16 protein-coding genes and 1 other annotated feature are annotated in these 16,900 nt (G+C 46.8%); of the genes, 13 read left to right on the top strand and 3 right to left on the bottom strand.

The window, feature by feature from the left end:
• Positions 1-452 precede the first annotated feature (452 nt).
• Together ACRRNK_RS21785 and ACRRNK_RS21780 are read left to right on the top strand one after the other, a co-directional pair.
• Positions 453-1,349 carry an AraC family transcriptional regulator gene (locus ACRRNK_RS21785; RefSeq protein WP_433946970.1) on the top strand — a complete coding sequence of 299 codons (897 nt, stop codon included), beginning with the start codon at positions 453-455 and terminating at the stop codon, positions 1,347-1,349.
• Between the two features lie 320 nt (positions 1,350-1,669).
• Positions 1,670-2,299 (top strand): type 1 glutamine amidotransferase family protein, encoded by a 630-nt coding sequence (locus tag ACRRNK_RS21780; RefSeq protein ID WP_433944681.1) that lies wholly within the window; start codon positions 1,670-1,672, stop codon positions 2,297-2,299.
• Positions 2,300-2,409: 110 nt separating this feature from the next.
• On the opposite strand, the gene ACRRNK_RS21775 is transcribed toward ACRRNK_RS21780, so the two are convergent.
• Together ACRRNK_RS21775 and ACRRNK_RS21770 are read right to left on the bottom strand one after the other, a co-directional pair.
• A complete protein-coding gene (locus tag ACRRNK_RS21775) occupies positions 2,410-2,886 on the bottom strand; it encodes a GyrI-like domain-containing protein (RefSeq protein ID WP_433944680.1) in 477 nt (158 codons plus the stop codon).
• A gap of 24 nt (positions 2,887-2,910) precedes the next feature.
• Positions 2,911-3,390, bottom strand: coding sequence for a hypothetical protein (locus tag ACRRNK_RS21770; RefSeq protein ID WP_433944679.1), 480 nt, complete (start codon positions 3,388-3,390; stop codon positions 2,911-2,913).
• An 82-nt stretch (positions 3,391-3,472) separates the two neighbouring features.
• Here ACRRNK_RS21770 and ACRRNK_RS21765 point away from each other — a divergent pair, with 82 nt between their 5' ends.
• Both ACRRNK_RS21765 and ACRRNK_RS21760 read left to right on the top strand, forming a co-directional pair.
• Positions 3,473-4,441: a helix-turn-helix transcriptional regulator gene (locus ACRRNK_RS21765; RefSeq protein WP_433944678.1), complete on the top strand. Its 969-nt coding sequence runs from the start codon at positions 3,473-3,475 to the stop codon at positions 4,439-4,441.
• Between the two features lie 142 nt (positions 4,442-4,583).
• Complete coding sequence (locus tag ACRRNK_RS21760) at positions 4,584-5,432, top strand: LysR family transcriptional regulator (protein WP_433944677.1); 849 nt, start codon at positions 4,584-4,586, stop codon at positions 5,430-5,432.
• Here ACRRNK_RS21760 and ACRRNK_RS21755 read toward each other — a convergent pair.
• The gene (locus tag ACRRNK_RS21755) at positions 5,429-6,082 is read right to left on the bottom strand and encodes an NADPH-dependent F420 reductase (RefSeq protein ID WP_433944676.1); all 654 of its coding nucleotides are present in this window, start codon (positions 6,080-6,082) and stop codon (positions 5,429-5,431) included. The genes ACRRNK_RS21760 and ACRRNK_RS21755 overlap by 4 nt on opposite strands.
• 223 nt (positions 6,083-6,305) lie before the next feature.
• Between ACRRNK_RS21755 and ACRRNK_RS21750 the strand changes: the two genes are divergently transcribed.
• The 9 genes from ACRRNK_RS21750 to ACRRNK_RS21710 all read left to right on the top strand — a co-directional run bounded on the left by ACRRNK_RS21750 (position 6,306) and on the right by ACRRNK_RS21710 (position 16,853).
• Entirely contained in the window at positions 6,306-6,809 is a 504-nt protein-coding gene (locus tag ACRRNK_RS21750; protein WP_433944675.1) for a MerR family transcriptional regulator, read from the top strand.
• On the top strand, positions 6,809-7,249 hold the full coding sequence (locus ACRRNK_RS21745) for an SRPBCC family protein (protein ID WP_433944674.1): 441 nt from the start codon (positions 6,809-6,811) through the stop codon (positions 7,247-7,249). The genes ACRRNK_RS21750 and ACRRNK_RS21745 overlap by 1 nt, the downstream gene beginning before the upstream one ends.
• A 341-nt stretch (positions 7,250-7,590) precedes the next feature.
• On the top strand, positions 7,591-10,029 hold the full coding sequence (locus tag ACRRNK_RS21740; protein WP_433944673.1) for a M13-type metalloendopeptidase: 2,439 nt from the start codon (positions 7,591-7,593) through the stop codon (positions 10,027-10,029).
• 242 nt (positions 10,030-10,271) lie between these two features.
• Positions 10,272-10,536, top strand: a binding site (T-box leader).
• A gap of 80 nt (positions 10,537-10,616) precedes the next feature.
• On the top strand, positions 10,617-12,293 hold the full coding sequence (gene leuA, locus ACRRNK_RS21735) for a 2-isopropylmalate synthase (RefSeq protein WP_433944672.1): 1,677 nt from the start codon (positions 10,617-10,619) through the stop codon (positions 12,291-12,293).
• A gap of 255 nt (positions 12,294-12,548) precedes the next feature.
• Positions 12,549-12,896 (top strand): response regulator, encoded by a 348-nt coding sequence (locus tag ACRRNK_RS21730; RefSeq protein ID WP_433944671.1) that lies wholly within the window; start codon positions 12,549-12,551, stop codon positions 12,894-12,896.
• The gene (locus ACRRNK_RS21725) at positions 12,886-13,977 is read left to right on the top strand and encodes a sensor histidine kinase (protein ID WP_433944670.1); all 1,092 of its coding nucleotides are present in this window, start codon (positions 12,886-12,888) and stop codon (positions 13,975-13,977) included. Before ACRRNK_RS21730 ends, ACRRNK_RS21725 begins: the two co-directional genes overlap by 11 nt.
• Before the next feature lie 127 nt (positions 13,978-14,104).
• The gene (locus ACRRNK_RS21720; RefSeq protein WP_433944669.1) at positions 14,105-14,980 is read left to right on the top strand and encodes an ABC transporter ATP-binding protein; all 876 of its coding nucleotides are present in this window, start codon (positions 14,105-14,107) and stop codon (positions 14,978-14,980) included.
• Between the two features lies 1 nt (position 14,981).
• A complete protein-coding gene (locus ACRRNK_RS21715) occupies positions 14,982-16,595 on the top strand; it encodes a hypothetical protein (RefSeq protein ID WP_433944668.1) in 1,614 nt (537 codons plus the stop codon).
• A 24-nt stretch (positions 16,596-16,619) separates the two neighbouring features.
• On the top strand, positions 16,620-16,853 hold the full coding sequence (locus ACRRNK_RS21710) for a hypothetical protein (RefSeq protein ID WP_433944667.1): 234 nt from the start codon (positions 16,620-16,622) through the stop codon (positions 16,851-16,853).
• The last annotated feature ends 47 nt before the right edge of the window (positions 16,854-16,900 follow it).

Here is a 16,900-nt window from a genome sequence, read left to right as displayed (position 1 = left end):
TTAGAGGGCGTACCAATAAAATTTTCAGTAATCTTAATCCTATGTTACCGTTCACAAACCGACAATGACACATTTATCTTGACACCTTTGTTAGTTTCATGATAACGATGACAAAGGAAAATAACTATCCATATATTACTATACTTTAAAGATAAGCATATTGTATAGCTATCGTCTTTTTACTATTCAAACAATCACTAAGGGCTTCAATTATATGGTTCGATAAAAAGATTGTTCTAGAAAAAGGAGCCATTCCATTAACGTTGTAAGGAGCGGCTTTGTCGTTATATGCTGATATAGATTTTGTGGTCAAATCTAACTTTGTGCTTAGATACATTACGCTGAAACGTATCATAAATAAGGGCAAGTTTTTTAGCAACTTCTTTGGGCACAAATCGTTGCGAAGCAATTTTCCGCCCCATCTATACTTGAATTCGAGAGGAGGGATGGAGATGGAGTGGCTGGAGAGGATGAATCGGGCGATTGACTATATCGAAACAAACCTGAACCGGGAAATCGAGTTGGGGGAAGCGGCCCGTATGGCTTGTTGTTCATCGTATCAATTCCAGAGGTTGTTCTCGTTTATTACGGACGTGACACTGGCAGAATATATACGGCGAAGACGGCTGACGTTAGCCGCACTTGAATTACAGAACGGAGGTGCGGCAAAGGTGATCGACGTCGCATTGAAGTACGGTTACGAATCGCCAGTCTCGTTCGCACGGGCGTTTCAGGCGTTGCATGGAATAACGCCGGCCATGGCTCGTCAAGAAGGAGCTGCTTTGAAGGCCTATCCCCGTCTGTCCTTTCTTATCACGATCAAAGGGGCAGAGGCAATGAATTATAGAATCGAAACGAAAGAAAGTTTTGAAGTGTTCGGCATTGAAGGGATATTCCGCGCCGATGGGGGTGGGGAGGCCCCGCAGACACCGGCGAAGCTGTGGGAGCAGAGCCATGCGAACGGCGACGTGAAACGGCTTGAAGCTTGTGCAGGCGATTTACCTTCATTCGTCAGCGGGGATTTGTACCCCGTACACGCGGTATGCAGCTACCGGAAAACCAACCCGGACACATTCCCCTACATGCTGAGCGCCTTCAAAGGCGATGGCAGCAACACGGACGGGTACACCACGGTAATAATTCCGGCGCTTACATGGGCGATCTTCCCGTCGGAGCCCCATCCGTGGGATAAGTTTGACGAGACAATCGAGACGCTCTACAAGCGATTTTACACCGAATGGTTGCCGACGGCTGGATATGAGCAGGTGGACGGGATCGAGTTCGAAATGTATGGGACGAAAGACGGCCTCAACTATGTCGAATTATGGTTTGCGGTTCGTAAAGTGTAGTGGGTGTGGAGTGTTCAATTAAGGCTATCATCATGTGCTCCGGCTTGCTTGGAAGAACATTATCAGGTAATCGTTGTCCAGGTTGTGCAGCACCGTCTGCTTCCAGCAAGTCGATCGGTCCGTGATAGATAAGCAAGGACTTATGCCTTTATGGCAAATCTATTCAAGTCATTGAATCTATTAGTTTGAAGCTAGAACATATTAAAGTTCTATATGAGCTAATTCATTATTATCAAGTTAAAAACTTTACTGACGGAAGATGTCAGTAAAGTTTTTTTATAATAGGGTGTGTCGATTAATTAACAATAGGAGAGTGTGTTATGCATACAAAAAAAGTGTATCTTTATGTATTTGATACGATGTCAGACTGGGAGGTAGGTTATTTAATTGCGGAACTAAACTCAGGCAGGTATTTTAAAAAGGAATTAGCGCCTTTAGAGGTGGTTGCGGTAGGCGGTGATAAAAATCCTGTTACTACAATGGGAGGATTGAAAATACTACCTAGTATTTCTATTGATGATTGTATTTTGGAAAGTACTGATGTTTTAGTTCTACCAGGGGGAAATACCTGGTTAGAAGCCATTCACGAACCAATATTGAAAAAAGCTTCTAAATCCTTAAAAGAAGGTACTGTTGTTGCGGCGATTTGTGGTGCAACAGCGGGACTTGCAAAGATGGGATTGCTAGATTCAAGAAGGCATACAAGCAATGATCTAGAATATATGAAAATGATTTGTCCTAATTATATGGGAGAAAAATATTATGAGATGGAACCAGCAGTAACTGATGAGAACTTAGTTACTGCATCAGGAATAGCTCCGTTGGAATTTGCGATGCATGTATTGAAGGTGCTAGATGTATTTGCACCGGAAACATTACATGCATGGTTCAATCTTTATCAGACTCATGAACCTAAATACTTCTTTGAGTTAATGAATTCTATTAAATAGCTGATAAGTACACCAAAACACAATTAATTAGACAGGGCCATCCCGCAAAGGATGGCCCCAAATTTACCGCCACAAATAGCTTGTTGTTAACATCAAAGAACGCCGAATCCTTATTTTTTTACCACAGGCACCCAAAACTCGCCGTAGAAAGTACCGTCACCGTTATCTTTGCGATAAGTCGCATTTGGACCACCAATATATGCATAATCCGTGATTTGGGACAAAACCTCGCCAAAAGCAAGGTAAGTCAGCTGATCAAACAAAGCTTCCTTCTCCCCGTTTCCTGCGACCACGATGTACTCGCTCTCTGGAAACTCGATGATGCGCGTTGCATCAGCCACGGATTTCCCAGCTTCTACCGCGAAATAATTCCACGGTTTGCCTTGATAAACCTCGTTGACCGACCATTCACGATCGTCTTTTGCGGCGTCTTTGAGCTTGTCAAAACGTCCATCCGCCTTGAGTCTGCCCCAGAACTCAGCCTTTTCCTTTTGCAAAGCCGTCATATCTTGGAAGTTCGACCGGATTGAGAACCCATAAGCGGTCAATGTGAATGATTTTTTATGTTCAAGCGTGTAATCTGCCATACGAGCGCTCCTTTATCCGAGAGATTAGCCTTCGACCTTTTTTGCACGAAGCCACATTTCACCGTAAAATGTACCATCTTCAGCTGCTTTGACGAAGGTGGAGTTACCCGGACCTACGTATTTGTAGTCTGTGACTTGTTGCAACAGACCGCCGAAAACTTTGCCTGTGATTTCGTCAGCAAGGCGGTCCTTGTCAGCGCCTGTACCAGGCACGACGAGGTAGTCGCCAGCGAGGAAATCGAGGACGACCGCGCCTTCCACGTCGAACTCACCCATCACACCGAAGCCCCGCCAGGCCTTACCGCCAAGGTTGTAGTTGATTTGATATTCTTGCCCGTCGGCGAGCGCGAGAAGTTCAGCAAGCTTGCTATTTTCCGTGATTTCAGCTTTTTTCGCCGCCGTTTTTGCCGCATTACCCGCCCAATCATTGTAGTCTTCAAGTGTTACACCGAAAGCCGTCATTTTGTAGTTTTCCGATATGGTTTGAATGGAGTAGTTAGTCATTTTGTTCGCTCCCTTAAGTTTTTATTTTACAAGATTGATTCTATTGTTCAAATGTATCAAAAAATGATACACTTTATGGACCATGAAGAAAACAGAACGAATTAACCTAATCATGCGCTACATTAATAACCGCGCGCATTTTACGATCGCTGAGCTTCAGCGGGAGTTCAAGATTTCCCGCGCGACGGCGATTCGCGACATTAACGAGATTCAGGCGATGGGTTTTCCGCTGACGACTGAGCTTGGGCGCGGTGGCGGTTATTATGTACTGCAGAACCAGTATCTGCCCGCCGTCCGTTTTACGCCAGAAGAGCTGAAAGCGATTTTTATCAGCTTTATCGCCTCGAAAAATTCACAGCTGCCTTATCTGCAAAATCGCCGCTCTATCACTGAAAAACTTATTGGCATCGCATCGCAAACCCAGCAAGACGAGCTGATCGAGCTGAATCATATCGTGCTTTTTGAAAATACGAATCCTGCCAATCCGAATCTTCTGGAGCTCGATGATGCGGCGCCCCCTGAGCTGAACCAACTGATTTCGCTTGCTGTGCGGGATAAGCACTTGCGCTTGACTTTTGAGGTGAATCCTGGCTGGCCGCAGCTGATGGACGTTTTTTTGCTGCATATTTTTAACTCGAATGCTCAGTGGCTGGTTGAGATTTATGATTTTGATACGGATGAGTTTCGTTATTTGCCAGTGGAGATGCTGCGGGACTCGGCAATTTCCGAGCTGAAGATGAAATGTTCTGAGCAAGAGATTATCAATAAAAAACTGCTTCGTGAACGGGAGTCCAATCTTGTTGTGAAGCTGGATGCGACCGGGATTCGTCGCTTTAAGCGTATGCACCCGCCGGGGATTATTTTGTACCTTACCGGGATGTTCCAGTCCAGTGGGATATTTAATGTTCAATTGGACGTGTCCGATGTTGAGGCGCTGGCGTATTATGCGGATTGGCTTTTGTTTTTGGGGGAAGGGGCTGAGTTTGAGCGAATTCCTGATGAACTGCGCGTGATTTTGGAAGAGCGTTTAGCAAAATTAAAATTCCCTTGAATTCTTTCTATCCAATCCGGCAACGAACTGGCTCCAAGGCGGAAGTATCTATATGACTTATGAAGTTCAGCATCCAATTAAGCTAATTGTGAGTGGGGACCCTATGGGACATGTTACCTGAGAAAAGGGGAGTAGGATAAGTATGAATACCGAGTTCTTGGTTGGTTTTATAGAAACAGCCCACATGAAAAGTATAGCTAAGGCAAGTGAAGTTTTGCATATCTCGCATACTGCTTTAAGCAAGCAGTTAAGAAGCTTGGAGAAGCAATTCGATGTTCAGCTCTTTGTACGTTCCTCACAAGGCGTTGAACTCACGGATGCAGGAAGGATTTTATACGATTCCTCGAAAAGTCTGCTGGATCAGTTGTCTGACCTGGAAGATAGGCTGAAGCCTTATAAAAAATGGCGGCGTGTTAAAATCGCATCCGTTCCGGACATCGCAACAAAATATTTGGTATCGTCGCTCTCCAAACTCCAAGAACAGGGGCATGAAGTTGAGATTGTGTATCGACAGTCAACAAAAGAGGTCTATAAGCTGTTGCTAGAAGGTGAAGTGGATCTAACCGTCGCTGAGCGTTTCTCCATGCATCCATCCATTTGGAGTGGGGACATTAGTAAAGAGGCATTTTATGTGGTGATGCCGAAGGACCACCCTCTATCCTCTCAGCAAGAAATTACGTTGATAGAGTTAAGCGGCCAGCCTCTCGTCCTATATAACTTAGGATGTACGATTCGGGCCACTCTGACTCAAATGTTCGCCACCATTAAGGAGCCCATGAACATAAAAACCGAGGTTGGCTTCAGTGAAGTCATCCTCGGTTATGTGGTGAATGGTTCAGGGGTTACGGTATTGCCTGAAGCCCTAATCTCACAGATGTATTCCGATCGGCTAGTGTATAGACGCTTAAATCACCCGGATGCCCATCGGACCATTGCCGTAGCTAGCATGGACCATTCGAAGGGCCAGCGCATTCTGCGACTTATTGGTTAGTGCGCCGCTACGGGTTCATGGATTCCGAATATTTGCATAGAAATATAGGGATAGGTGTTATATCGAACAGCAAGCTCTAATTCAAGGAGTGTGAAGCGTTCGATTGTTCGATTATTTTCCAGCTTGCCTGCATGAAGGAATCGAAACGGGAGCGGTTTGACGTACTCCATAAATGTTTGAATTGCAGTATCATCGTTTCCTGTGACGAGTACATCACTTATTTGACCTTGGTGCATGGGCTCATCAACAACTTTGAAGAAGGTATTCTTAAATGCGCCGATGACGATTGACTCCGGCAGCAAAGACTGGAGCTGTTCGGCAGAAGACTCTCCCCAGGCCGTTGTAAATCCGCTGAAGTCGTTGTTAAACGGATTCGAAATATCAACAATGATCTTGCCTTTAAGCTCTTCCTTATGAGCGGTTGCCCATTCCTTCAATGTAGACGCATGGAAAGCGGGAATAATCAGATCCGCCTGCTGCGCTACCTCGTTCGTGGATACAATAACGTTTGAAAGTTGAAATTGCTGCACCAGCTGTTGTGCTTCCTCCGGATTTCGAGAACCCCAATAGATTGAATTAGTACCATGAGTACTCAATTGTTTCACCAAAGCTTTACCCATATTGCCTGTTCCCATAACCGAAATTTTCATGATTATCACTCCTCTTTGTTATTGATCTTAGCTTATCAAGCATAAGCAGCTTACAGAAGTTCCGTAATTTCGGAGCCATACAACTTTTGGTTTCGTCGACTTCTGCTGCTCCCTTTGAATGTGAAAAGTTAGAGCATCGTAATTTCGCTTGCACCTTACGTAACGTCATGTTTTACAATAGAGCTATCGGTACATAGCTAGCGCCAAAGAGTGGAGATGGTTAATGAAGAGACAATGGAAGGTCGGGGACCTCGCCAAGCTGACGGGGCTTACCGTACGAACCCTACGTTATTATGATCAAATCAATTTGTTATCTCCGTCCGGGCAGACGGAATCGGGCCACAGACTTTACAGCGAATCGAACTTGGCGCGCTTGCATCAGATATTATCGCTTAAGGAGCTGGGGCTAACCCTCGAGGAGATTAAGTTGGCCTTAAGTGACGGGCAGATCAGTCCACTTGAGATTGTAGGCCTGCAGATCAATCAAGTTAAAGAACAGATTAGGCTACAGCAGAAACTATTAGATCAACTTAGATATGCATCCAAGCTTATGCAGGGCAAGGCGGAATTAACGGTTGAAGATTTCACGAGCCTTCTTCAGGCAATGAAGATGGAATTTGAGAAGCCGGTCATTGAACGGCAAACGAGTTGGAACCGGCATTTGGACCTGCTAGGAGACTTTCTTGCCGAGGAAGACCGGGATTCCGAACATAAGGAGGAAAATTAATGAGCGAACGATTCATCAAGCATGGGACTTTCGTTGTCGAGAAGACGTACGCCGCTTCGCCAGAGAGGGTGTATCACGCATGGTCTGATCCGATTGCCAAAGCCAAGTGGTTCTCGAAGGCAGACGCCTTCGATTTCCGGGTTGGCGGGCGAGAGTACAGCAGCGGCGGTCCGCCAGAAGGGCCGATCTTTACCTTCGACGCCCAATACCAGGAGCTTGTTCCAGAGCAGCGCATTGTCTATACATATACATTGGACTCAGGAGACACACGTATCTCCGTCTCGATCACAACAATCGAGCTTATCAAGGTAGAGGGAGGCACGAAGCTAATTTTCACGGAGCAAGCCGCATTCTTTGACGGGCACGATACACTAGAAGTACGAGAACATGGAACAAACATTATGCTGGACGCACTGGGCAAGATGGTAGAAGAGGGATAGGAATCAGCTTCTAATGACGATAATTACCAATCCCACTGTAAGACCCTCATATAATATCAACAGATAAACAATACCGCTTTACAAACAAAGGCCCCATATTGGCAAGGGGTCTTTGTCTTGTTTATGGATAGGTACAAATCGTGCTCACTCCGCTCATGTACCTGAATTGATTGATGAACAATCATCTGAACTCATCAAAAGCTACCCTTATTCACATATGCAGGCACTGTACATATCATCTTCTATCGTGTTCTTGAGAGGGAACAGTGTGTCATTTATATCCTTATATATCCATTTATGTTAACATATAAATGATGATAGATTACTTGGGAGGTGCTCTATTGAAAAAGTTACAACGTTCCATCGCAATTATGCTAGCTCTATTATTGTCTCTTAGCATGGGGCTCACGAGCGCGTACGCAGCAAACAACGATCATTTGGTAACCAGGGGCCAACTGACAGCACTGATCAATCAGACGTTTCAGATTAAGGTAGACAAGCCAAAGCAAACATTCTCTGATGTACCCTCTAGCAGTCCGAACGCAAAAGATATCGCAATCGCTGTAACTGCGGGATATATGAAGGGTACCGGGGCAAAGAAATTCCAGCCTGACTCCAATGTTACTGGACCGCAGCTGGTCGTAATCGCTTGTAATCTGCTTTCCTGGAAAGGTATAGAGGCAGGCGGCAAGAATGCGAACATCCCGGCATGGGCAGCGCCATACTATGCGGCGCTTGAAGATTTCGGACTATTGGATGATTTGGGGCTTCCCGCCGGTAATGTCACCGCCGAACAGGCACAGCAATTTTTGGAGAAGCTGTCTTATGTGGTACAAGCAGCGGCCAACAACAATCCCTACGGGGCCAAACAGGTTGGACTCAAGGATGATTTCTACGTCTATATGAACCGGAAATACGTTGCGGATCCGGTTATTCATCCCGGTTATCCGATGGCTGGAACATTCATGGATGTCATGAAGAAGGTGAGCGACACCGGATCGGAGATCATGAAGCAGTTGCTGCAGAACAAAGATGCCGCGGCCAGCGGATCCTCCGAATGGAGAGCGGCTGAAATTTATCAGATGTATACGGATATACATACGCGTGAAGGCGGCATTCAGAAGCTTCGACCTTATTTAGATGAATTGTATGCCGTCAAAGATACTGCAGGCCTGAGAGCGATTGCCGAGAAGTACTCGGATCGGTTCAACCTCACTCCTTTTATCGGATTCATGCCTGTTGAAGACACATTGGGCGACAGAACGAAATTTGCAGCCGCCTTCGTAGGCACTAGATTGGGCTTGGGCACGGCGCTCTATTATTCTAACGATCCAACTATGGCCAATGTCCAGAAGGCATACGTTGAATATATTGAACGGGTACTGCGCTATAGCGGCGAAAAGGATAAGCTTCCCGAACGCGCAAAAGCGATATTGGAGCTTGAAAGGCAGCTTTCCGCCAAGGCTAAGCCGCCGGAACAAATGCAAGACCCTAAGGCGTTGCTCAAGAAGTCAAGTTGGGACGAGATGAAGAAGGCAACACCGAACTCCGGGTTGGCTGAATTGGTCATTAAGCTGTACGGTCTTCCGGCCAATATGACAGTTTACACTCCGGATCTTGATTATATTAAATTTGCCGACAGCCTCATCACGGATCAAAATCTGCAGACGATCAAGGATTTGCTTGCTATAAGCACGTTCCAAGCGTATGAAGCTGCATTTTCAGAAACAACACAAGGATTCCAGGATGATTTGGCGAAAGCGGCAATGGGTATTGTGCCTGAGAAGCTTCCAGTGGAGGAACGGGCGGCTGCCTTGGCTCAAAGCATGGAATCGCAAGCGTTTGACAAAGTGTTTGTCAGCAAGTATTTTCCTAAATCCAGCAAAGACGATGTGAAAGATATCGTGAACGAGATTATCGCGAAATACGAAGTTCGGATCAACGCTCTTACATGGATGAGCGCCGAAACCAAGGCCAAGGCTGTTCAGAAGCTGAAGAACATTAGAGTTAACATCGGCTATCCCGATGAATGGACACCGGCACCTTCCTACCACTTCACAAGCAAAGCGGAGGGTGGTACCCTGTTTGATGCGCTAATGAGCCAGAAGATCGCAATAGAAGCCGCGGGGAGAGAAGCAATTAAAAAACCGTATTCCATAGATATATGGAGTGTGCTTCCGGTTATGACGGTGAACGCTTTCTACCAGCCTTCAACCAACAGTATTACTTTCCCGGCTGCAATCCTGCAAGCGCCTTTCTATGATCCACAGGCAAGCCGCGAGCAGAACCTGGGAAGCATCGGTACGATTATCGGCCACGAAATCTCCCATGCTTTCGATGTGAACGGCGCCCAGTACGACAAAGACGGCAATTTGGCCAATTGGTGGACGGAGGCCGATTATGCCGAATTCAACAAGCGCACGGCACAAGTGGCAGAAGAACTGTCCAAAATTGAATTCGTGCCAGGCCATAAAGTCAATGGAGAGCTGACACTTGCGGAGACGATTGCGGATATGGGTGGATTATCGTGTGTGCTTGATATTGCGGACGATAACCCGAACGCGGACCTCTCCAAAGTGTACGAAGGATTCGCTCGCGCATTTGCGGCATGGATGCCAGTAGAGCTGAATGTTGGATATTTGCAGACCGACCCTCATGCTCCGTACAAAGTGAGGGTGAATTTTGCAGTGCAAATGCTTGACTCATTTTACAAGGTATATAATATCACCGACAAAGACGGGATGTACCTGCCACCGGATCGGCGCATCTCCATCTGGTAATGAACGCAAGCTTACCCATGATAGAGGCACCCAGTTGGATGCCTCTTGTATCTTGACCTTCTTAGGGGGGATCAACATCATAGGCTTCTTTGCAGGTGGAGAGTACTTAGCGACCGGGGAGTCACCGGCAGGCCGGGTAACAATCTAAGCAGTCACAGCTACATATGTGGCGGCCTGAAGCGATTAAACTGAAAAAAGACAATTGACAATGAGTCACAGGTGTTATAGCATGACTTTAATATCCTAATACGTTGATAAGGAATAGTACGCTTTTCTAAGCGCTCAGAGAGCTGTTGGTTGGTGTGAAGCAGCCGCGAAGAAGAATGGAACTCGCCTTGGAGTTGCCCGCTGAACCAAGGGAAGTAGGCGGAGCCGGAATCCTGACCGTTATCATCAGGTGGATATGTGGTTATCTGTAATTTGGGGAGCCCATATCCGTAGAGTGCATGCCTATGGCATGAATTTGGAGTGGTACCGCGTAAGATTTCACAGTCTTTCGTCTCTGTTAACGGAGATGGAAGGCTTTTTTTGTGTTATGCCTGCCTTGTAATGACTGAGTGTCAAAAATGATGGAAGGATGGATACCTATGAAAAACGTTGATAAATACGCCAGAGGATACTTTATGCCGCCGGAGGCAAGCCTCAAATGGACTCAGAAGGAGTATATTACGGAAGCCCCGACCTGGTGCAGCGTTGACCTGCGTGATGGAAATCAGGCGCTGATCGTTCCGATGAATCTGGAGGAGAAGCTCGAGTATTTCAAAATGCTGGTAGAGATCGGGTTCAAGGAGATTGAAGTCGGATTCCCCGCAGCGTCGGAGACGGAATTCACCTTCCTGCGGACATTAATCGAGCAGGATTTGATCCCGGAGGATGTAACCATCCAGGTGCTGACCCAGTCGAGGGAGCATATTATCCGCAAAACCTTTGAATCATTGAAGGGCGCGAGAAAAGCAGTCGTGCATTTGTACAACTCAACATCTGTAGCTCAGCGGGAGCAGGTATTCCGCAAATCGAAAGAGGAGATTATCGACATCGCTGTGAGTGGCGCCAAGCTGCTCAAAGAGTGCGCATCGGAGACGGAAGGAAACTTCCAGTTCCAGTATTCGCCGGAGAGCTTCACAGGTACGGAGATTGATTTTGCGCTGAATATTTGCAACCAGGTGCTTGATGTATGGCAGCCGACAGCGGAGAATCCGGTTATCATCAACCTGCCTGCAACGGTGTCCATGTCGATGCCGCATGTCTACGCCAGCCAGATTGAGTATATGAGTGATCATTTGAATTACCGGGAGAACGTTATTCTATCGCTTCATCCGCATAATGACCGGGGAACCGGTGTAGCTGATGCCGAGCTGGGAATGCTGGCCGGAGCCCAGCGTGTAGAAGGTACGTTATTCGGCAATGGAGAGCGGACGGGGAATGTGGACATTGTTACGCTGGCCCTGAATATGTATTCGCACGGGGTAGATCCGAAGCTGAATTTTGAGAATCTACCAACGATTCTGTCCGTATATGAACGCCTGACCAAAATGAGAGTGAGCGAAAGACACCCTTACGGCGGCGAACTTGTATTTACAGCCTTCTCCGGTTCGCACCAGGATGCGATTGCCAAGGGCATGAAGTGGCGCGAAGAGAAGGAGCCGCAGCATTGGTCGGTTCCATATCTGCTGATCGATCCGCTGGATATCGGCAGACAATACGAAGGCGATATTATCCGCATCAACAGCCAGTCAGGCAAGGGTGGAATTGGTTATATCCTGCAGCAGAAGTATGGCCTCGATCTTCCGCAGAAGATGCGCGAGCACTTTGGATATTGTGTGAAGAACGTATCCGATCATCAGCAGAAAGAGCTGCTTCCGGATGAGATATACGACATTTTCATTAAGGAATATGTCAATCTGAATACGCCTATCGAATTGGTTAAATACCGCATTAACGATGAGGATGATTTTGAGACCGTTGCAACCCTGCGGACAGATGACGGCGTTCAGGAGATTAAAGGTACGGGTAGCGGAAGACTGGATTCGATCAGCAATGCCCTGCAAGCCTATTTCGGACTCGAATATAGCGATCTGGTCTATAAGGAGCACGCTTTGGAGATCGGCTCTAAATCGCAGGCGGTCTCTTATATCGGGATCACGGCTTCAGATAGCAGCGTATATTGGGGCTGCGGCATTGACGTTGACATTATGACCTCGTCGATAAAAGCTTTGTTCAGTGCGGTGAATCAAATGAGCCGTAGTGTGAAAAAGAACAATTAATTTAATTCGCATTACAATAAGGGCTATCCCGAATAGGGATGGCCCTTATTGTTGCTGTACAGAACCGTGATCATACGTCACGGCAAGTTTTATCTTGGGGGTATGCAGCTAATCAAAACAAGTGGCCTCTAATCTTACAATTAAGGATAACAGGCGAATTTCCTAATAAGGTAATTGTTGGGTTATAGTATATTTAAATAAGAAGAAAGCTTTTTAGTTTATTCAAGATTACGAGTACAAAGGTGATGGGGAAGGTTGCGTAACGAGCAAATTTTGTTAGTTGATGACGATAAAGATATTTTGGCAATGCTGGAAAAGCTATTAGAAAAAGAAGGATTCAAAAGAGTGGCTACAGCAACCACGGGGAAGCAAGCGATTAGCAGGATAGAGGCGGCCTCTTACGACCTCATTGTACTTGATGTGATGCTTCCAGACACGGATGGATTCGAATTGTGTAGGCAAATCCGCAGGCATACATCGGTTCCTATTTTGTTTCTGACTGCCCGTTCGGGTAATTTTGATAAATTAATGGGGCTTGTGAATTTGCGCAATATTGGCTATAAGTTCGTCCCGCCCCGGAAGGAGGCTGCCCATGAAGGTTAATTACCGAATGGGCCTTCGTCTCTTACTCCATGTCTTTATTAGTCTTGTTCTACTTGCTTTAGCCATTATTGGTTCCATATCGCTTACGGAATGGCTTATCCCGCAAGAGGGAGATAAGCAGGATTCGTTGGGATTACTCAGCATGTACATCATTATTTCCGGATTTTTTATCGTTTTTGTTTGGTCGATAGGAAGGCCGATTTATTATATGATCGGGTGGATTAACCGCCTGGCTGATGGGATATATGTTGAACCAGAGGATGGCTCGAATATTTACTCGACTAAGACGAGGAGGCTAAAAAGACCCTACCGGTTGTTTAAGGAGCTGTTTACCCAACTGCAAACCCTAACCGACGTTTTGGAGAATAGCAAGAAGGAAAGAAGCCGGATAGACGAAATGAAGAAGGAGTGGATCGCCGGCATTTCCCATGATTTAAAGACTCCGCTCTCCAACATCAAAGGGTATTCCTCCATGATGCTTTCCCCCCAATATGACTGGACAGAGGAGGAGAAAACAGGGTTTCTGATGGAGATCGAGCGAAAAGCCAAACATATGGAGGATCTTATCGGCGACCTGACTTTATCCTTTCGCTTAGACGAACACGAACAACAGCTTCCCTTAAAGTGGGAACAAATCGATCTGGTTGAATTTGTTCGGCGGATCGTGGTAGATGTGACCAATGACCCCCGAGCTGACCAGTATAATATATTTCTCGAAACGAATGTACCGCATATCCAAACCTTACTGGACGTCAAGCTGCTAGAGCGGGCGCTGCACAATTTATTGCTTAATGCCATCCTTCACAATCCTGCAGGTACCAACGTTACCATTCAAATTATGCTTAATACAAGTGTGCACATCGTAATTACGGATGACGGAATAGGTATGGACGAGGAGGCTGTGGACCAACTCTTTAATAAATATTACCGCGGAACCGCAACCGACCTCCTTTCAGAGGGTACCGGGCTGGGTATGGCTATAGCCAAACAGTTGGTATTGGCGCACGGTGGAGACATCAAGGTGACTAGCCGTGTCAATCAAGGCACCTCTATATCCGTCAAATTGCCTCTGCGTAATTAGGCTGTAATTTGTCTTCCGTTTACCTCCTGTATACTTTCATGCTCTACAGTGTTCTATGTGAGCCCGGGCTCAGCTGTCGTTAAAGTTGCGCATGGCTGACGACTGGGGGTAGACAAGGGGGATGCGTATGCTTATGGAAATACATCAGGTCAGTAAACAATACAAGGGAGCCGTTCAGGCACTGCAAGATATTAACTTGCAATTGAAGCCGGGCATCATAGGTTTGCTTGGACCCAATGGCGCGGGCAAATCAACGCTTATGCGTATTCTGGCGACGATCTCACAACCGACGAGTGGGATGATCACCTGGAATGGGGCAGACATTCGCAAGAATCCCGATGAGCTGCGCCGCGCATTGGGTTATTTGCCTCAAGATTTTGGGGTGTATCCTCATCTGAATTCCACCGAATTTTTGGAATATGCAGCTGCTTTGAAAGGCTTGGGCGGCCGGAAGATGAAGGCTCGAATCATGGAAATCCTCGAGCTTCTGAATTTGCAACATGACTTGAAGCGTCCGATCGGCGGTTACTCCGGAGGAATGCGGCAGCGGATTGGCATTGCGCAGGCGCTGCTCAATGATCCCAAGGTGCTCATCATTGATGAACCGACTGTTGGCTTGGACCCGGAAGAGCGCATGCGGTTTCGCAGCCTGCTGACGGACTTGTCCGGGGAGCGAATTATCCTTTTTTCAACACATATTATTTCGGATATTGAAGCGACTGCCAACCAGATTGCGATTATATCCCAGGGGCGGCTGCTAGCCAACTCGGATCCGGCCTTGCTCTTGCGCAATGTGAAGGGAAAGGTGTGGTCGGTCACCATCCCAGATCAAGACATACAGGAGGCGCGTACCAAATGGGCTATTAGCGGAGCGATTCGTCGAGAGGATGGATTGCAGCTTCGCATTGTGTCCAACGAGCCGCCGCTTCCCCAAGCGCTTGCGGTACCACCGAGCCTGGAGGATGCTTACTTGCACGTCAGAGCGTTGGGGGAGGGCGCATAGCGTGGGCCGTCTCCATATAATCTATCAAATTGCTCGTGCTGATTTGCTCGAGAGAATCAGACAATATTCCTTTCTGGTCACCTTGGGGATTACCATGTTGGCGGCCTATTTCTTCGTTCCCCCTGTGGAAGCGGGGTATGTCACCTTGTATTTGGTTGAGTACCGGGGGATCTACAACTCCGCTTGGGTTGGAGGATCGGTGGCGATCTCCACCACCTTCTGTTTGGGATTGCTTGGTTTTTACTTGGTGAAGAACAGTATTGGGCTGGATGAACGATCCGGAGTTGGACAAATCATTGCATCGACCTCAATAAAAAAGCGGCATTATTTGATCGGTAAGTGGATCAGTAATTATGCAATTCTGACTATCATCGTCATGGTCGTCATTCTAGTCGCCATCATCATGCAGTTGATACGGGGTGAGCAGATGCGGGTCGAATTGTGGCCTCTGTTATCCCCGTTTCTAATCATGACGCTCCCCACCATGTCTGTCGTTGCCGCACTGGCTGTGTTGTTTGAGACCCGACAGGAATTGCAAGGGGGACTAGGCAATGTGATTTATTTCGTCCTTTTCCTTCTCTATAGTATTGGATCAAGCTCCATCGTATTTGGTCCAAACGTCATCACGTCTTCTATGATAAAGGGGCTCATTTCAATTAAACCTGATTTTTCCGGTACCTACAGTATTGGCATTCTTGTTCCGGATACACCGCTGGAGTTGTTTGAATGGCAAGGCGTAGAATGGACAAGAGCCCTTCTGCTGCAGCAGCTGTCTCTTATTCTACTGGCGCTTTTGTTCATTCTTGTGGCGGCTTTATGGTTCCATGGATTTAGGAATGAAGGAATGAACGAAAGGTCGAAACGGCAGGAACCAGCTAGCAATTCAACTCATTCAGAGACGCTCCTTGATGGGAATAACGTCGTAGCTGATTCAGAGGTCAAGTATGAGCGCATGGATTCCACGGTCCGAGTGTCCTCGCTTACCCCTGCGACCGTTCGTGATTCCTTTCTGTCCCTGGTGCATGCAGAGTGGAGCTTGATGATGAAGAGTGCTTCGCTCGGTTGGTATGTCGTCGCTAGTCTTCTGTTTGTCCTATGCCTTGTCATTCCCGTTACTGTCTCGGCACAATGGATGATATGGCCTATAACCTGGATATGGCCGCTGTTGTTTTGGTCCGGAATGGGAAGTCGGGAGTCACGCTACCAGACGCAATATCTTGTAGCGTTAAGCCCGCGATTTGCTGCTCGTCAGTTATCTGCGGTATGGGTATCCGGCTTTATGCTGGCCTGTGTAACAGGAGGCGGCATGCTCGTACGACTGATCCTCGAAGGAGATGCAGAGCATTTCATGTACTGGGTATCTGCCGTTGTTTTGATTCCCAGTCTCTCTCTCGCATGCGGGGTGCTGACCAAAACAAATCGAACCTTTGAGGTTATCTACATGATCATTTGGTATTTGGGCCCGTTTAACCAAACACCCTATCTTGATTTTTTGGGTACAAGGTTGGCAGAAGGAGGCCCCTTCTGGGTGATGAATTCCATTTATGTGGCAATCAGCATTGGATTACTCATAGTCGCGTATATGTCGAGACAACGGTTAGCGTATAAAGCTTAGCTGTAGGAAAGGAAGGGGATAAGGATGAAATCAAAATCATTTGCCAGTACTATGAAAAAGATTGTGCTCCTTGGCATTTGTGTAGGTGTTGTCTTGTTCATCTTGACGCAGACCGTGTTTGAGGTGCCGATTGTGATCGGAACAACCACCTATAAAGGATTGACGGCTTCACTTTTTCTGTTGATCAGTTCACCGATCGCAATTATCTTAATTGGGTTTATCAGTACGCTTTTTACCAATAAATCTAATGGAGAATAATCCTTGCGCCTCTTATCGATAATTCTTAGGGCGCTTGCGGATTACTA

The sequence above is a fragment of the Paenibacillus sp. SN-8-1 genome (assembly GCF_050995535.1).
Classification (GTDB): domain Bacteria; phylum Bacillota; class Bacilli; order Paenibacillales; family Paenibacillaceae; genus Fontibacillus.
The sequence above is the reverse complement of the archived record's forward strand: the minus strand, read 5'-3'. Positions and strand labels throughout refer to the sequence as shown.

Coding starts and splice junctions, on each gene's coding strand:
- ACRRNK_RS21710 (WP_433944667.1), top strand. CDS start 16,620: ATGAAATCAAAATCATTTGCCAGTACTATGAAAAAGATTGTGCTCCTT.
- ACRRNK_RS21780 (WP_433944681.1), top strand. CDS start 1,670: ATGCATACAAAAAAAGTGTATCTTTATGTATTTGATACGATGTCAGAC.
- ACRRNK_RS21745 (WP_433944674.1), top strand. CDS start 6,809: ATGAGCGAACGATTCATCAAGCATGGGACTTTCGTTGTCGAGAAGACG.
- ACRRNK_RS21750 (WP_433944675.1), top strand. CDS start 6,306: ATGAAGAGACAATGGAAGGTCGGGGACCTCGCCAAGCTGACGGGGCTT.
- ACRRNK_RS21765 (WP_433944678.1), top strand. CDS start 3,473: ATGAAGAAAACAGAACGAATTAACCTAATCATGCGCTACATTAATAAC.
- ACRRNK_RS21770 (WP_433944679.1), bottom strand. CDS start 3,390: ATGACTAACTACTCCATTCAAACCATATCGGAAAACTACAAAATGACG.
- ACRRNK_RS21760 (WP_433944677.1), top strand. CDS start 4,584: ATGAATACCGAGTTCTTGGTTGGTTTTATAGAAACAGCCCACATGAAA.
- leuA (WP_433944672.1), top strand. CDS start 10,617: ATGAAAAACGTTGATAAATACGCCAGAGGATACTTTATGCCGCCGGAG.
- ACRRNK_RS21755 (WP_433944676.1), bottom strand. CDS start 6,082: ATGAAAATTTCGGTTATGGGAACAGGCAATATGGGTAAAGCTTTGGTG.
- ACRRNK_RS21775 (WP_433944680.1), bottom strand. CDS start 2,886: ATGGCAGATTACACGCTTGAACATAAAAAATCATTCACATTGACCGCT.
- ACRRNK_RS21720 (WP_433944669.1), top strand. CDS start 14,105: ATGCTTATGGAAATACATCAGGTCAGTAAACAATACAAGGGAGCCGTT.
- ACRRNK_RS21785 (WP_433946970.1), top strand. CDS start 453: ATGGAGTGGCTGGAGAGGATGAATCGGGCGATTGACTATATCGAAACA.
- ACRRNK_RS21725 (WP_433944670.1), top strand. CDS start 12,886: ATGAAGGTTAATTACCGAATGGGCCTTCGTCTCTTACTCCATGTCTTT.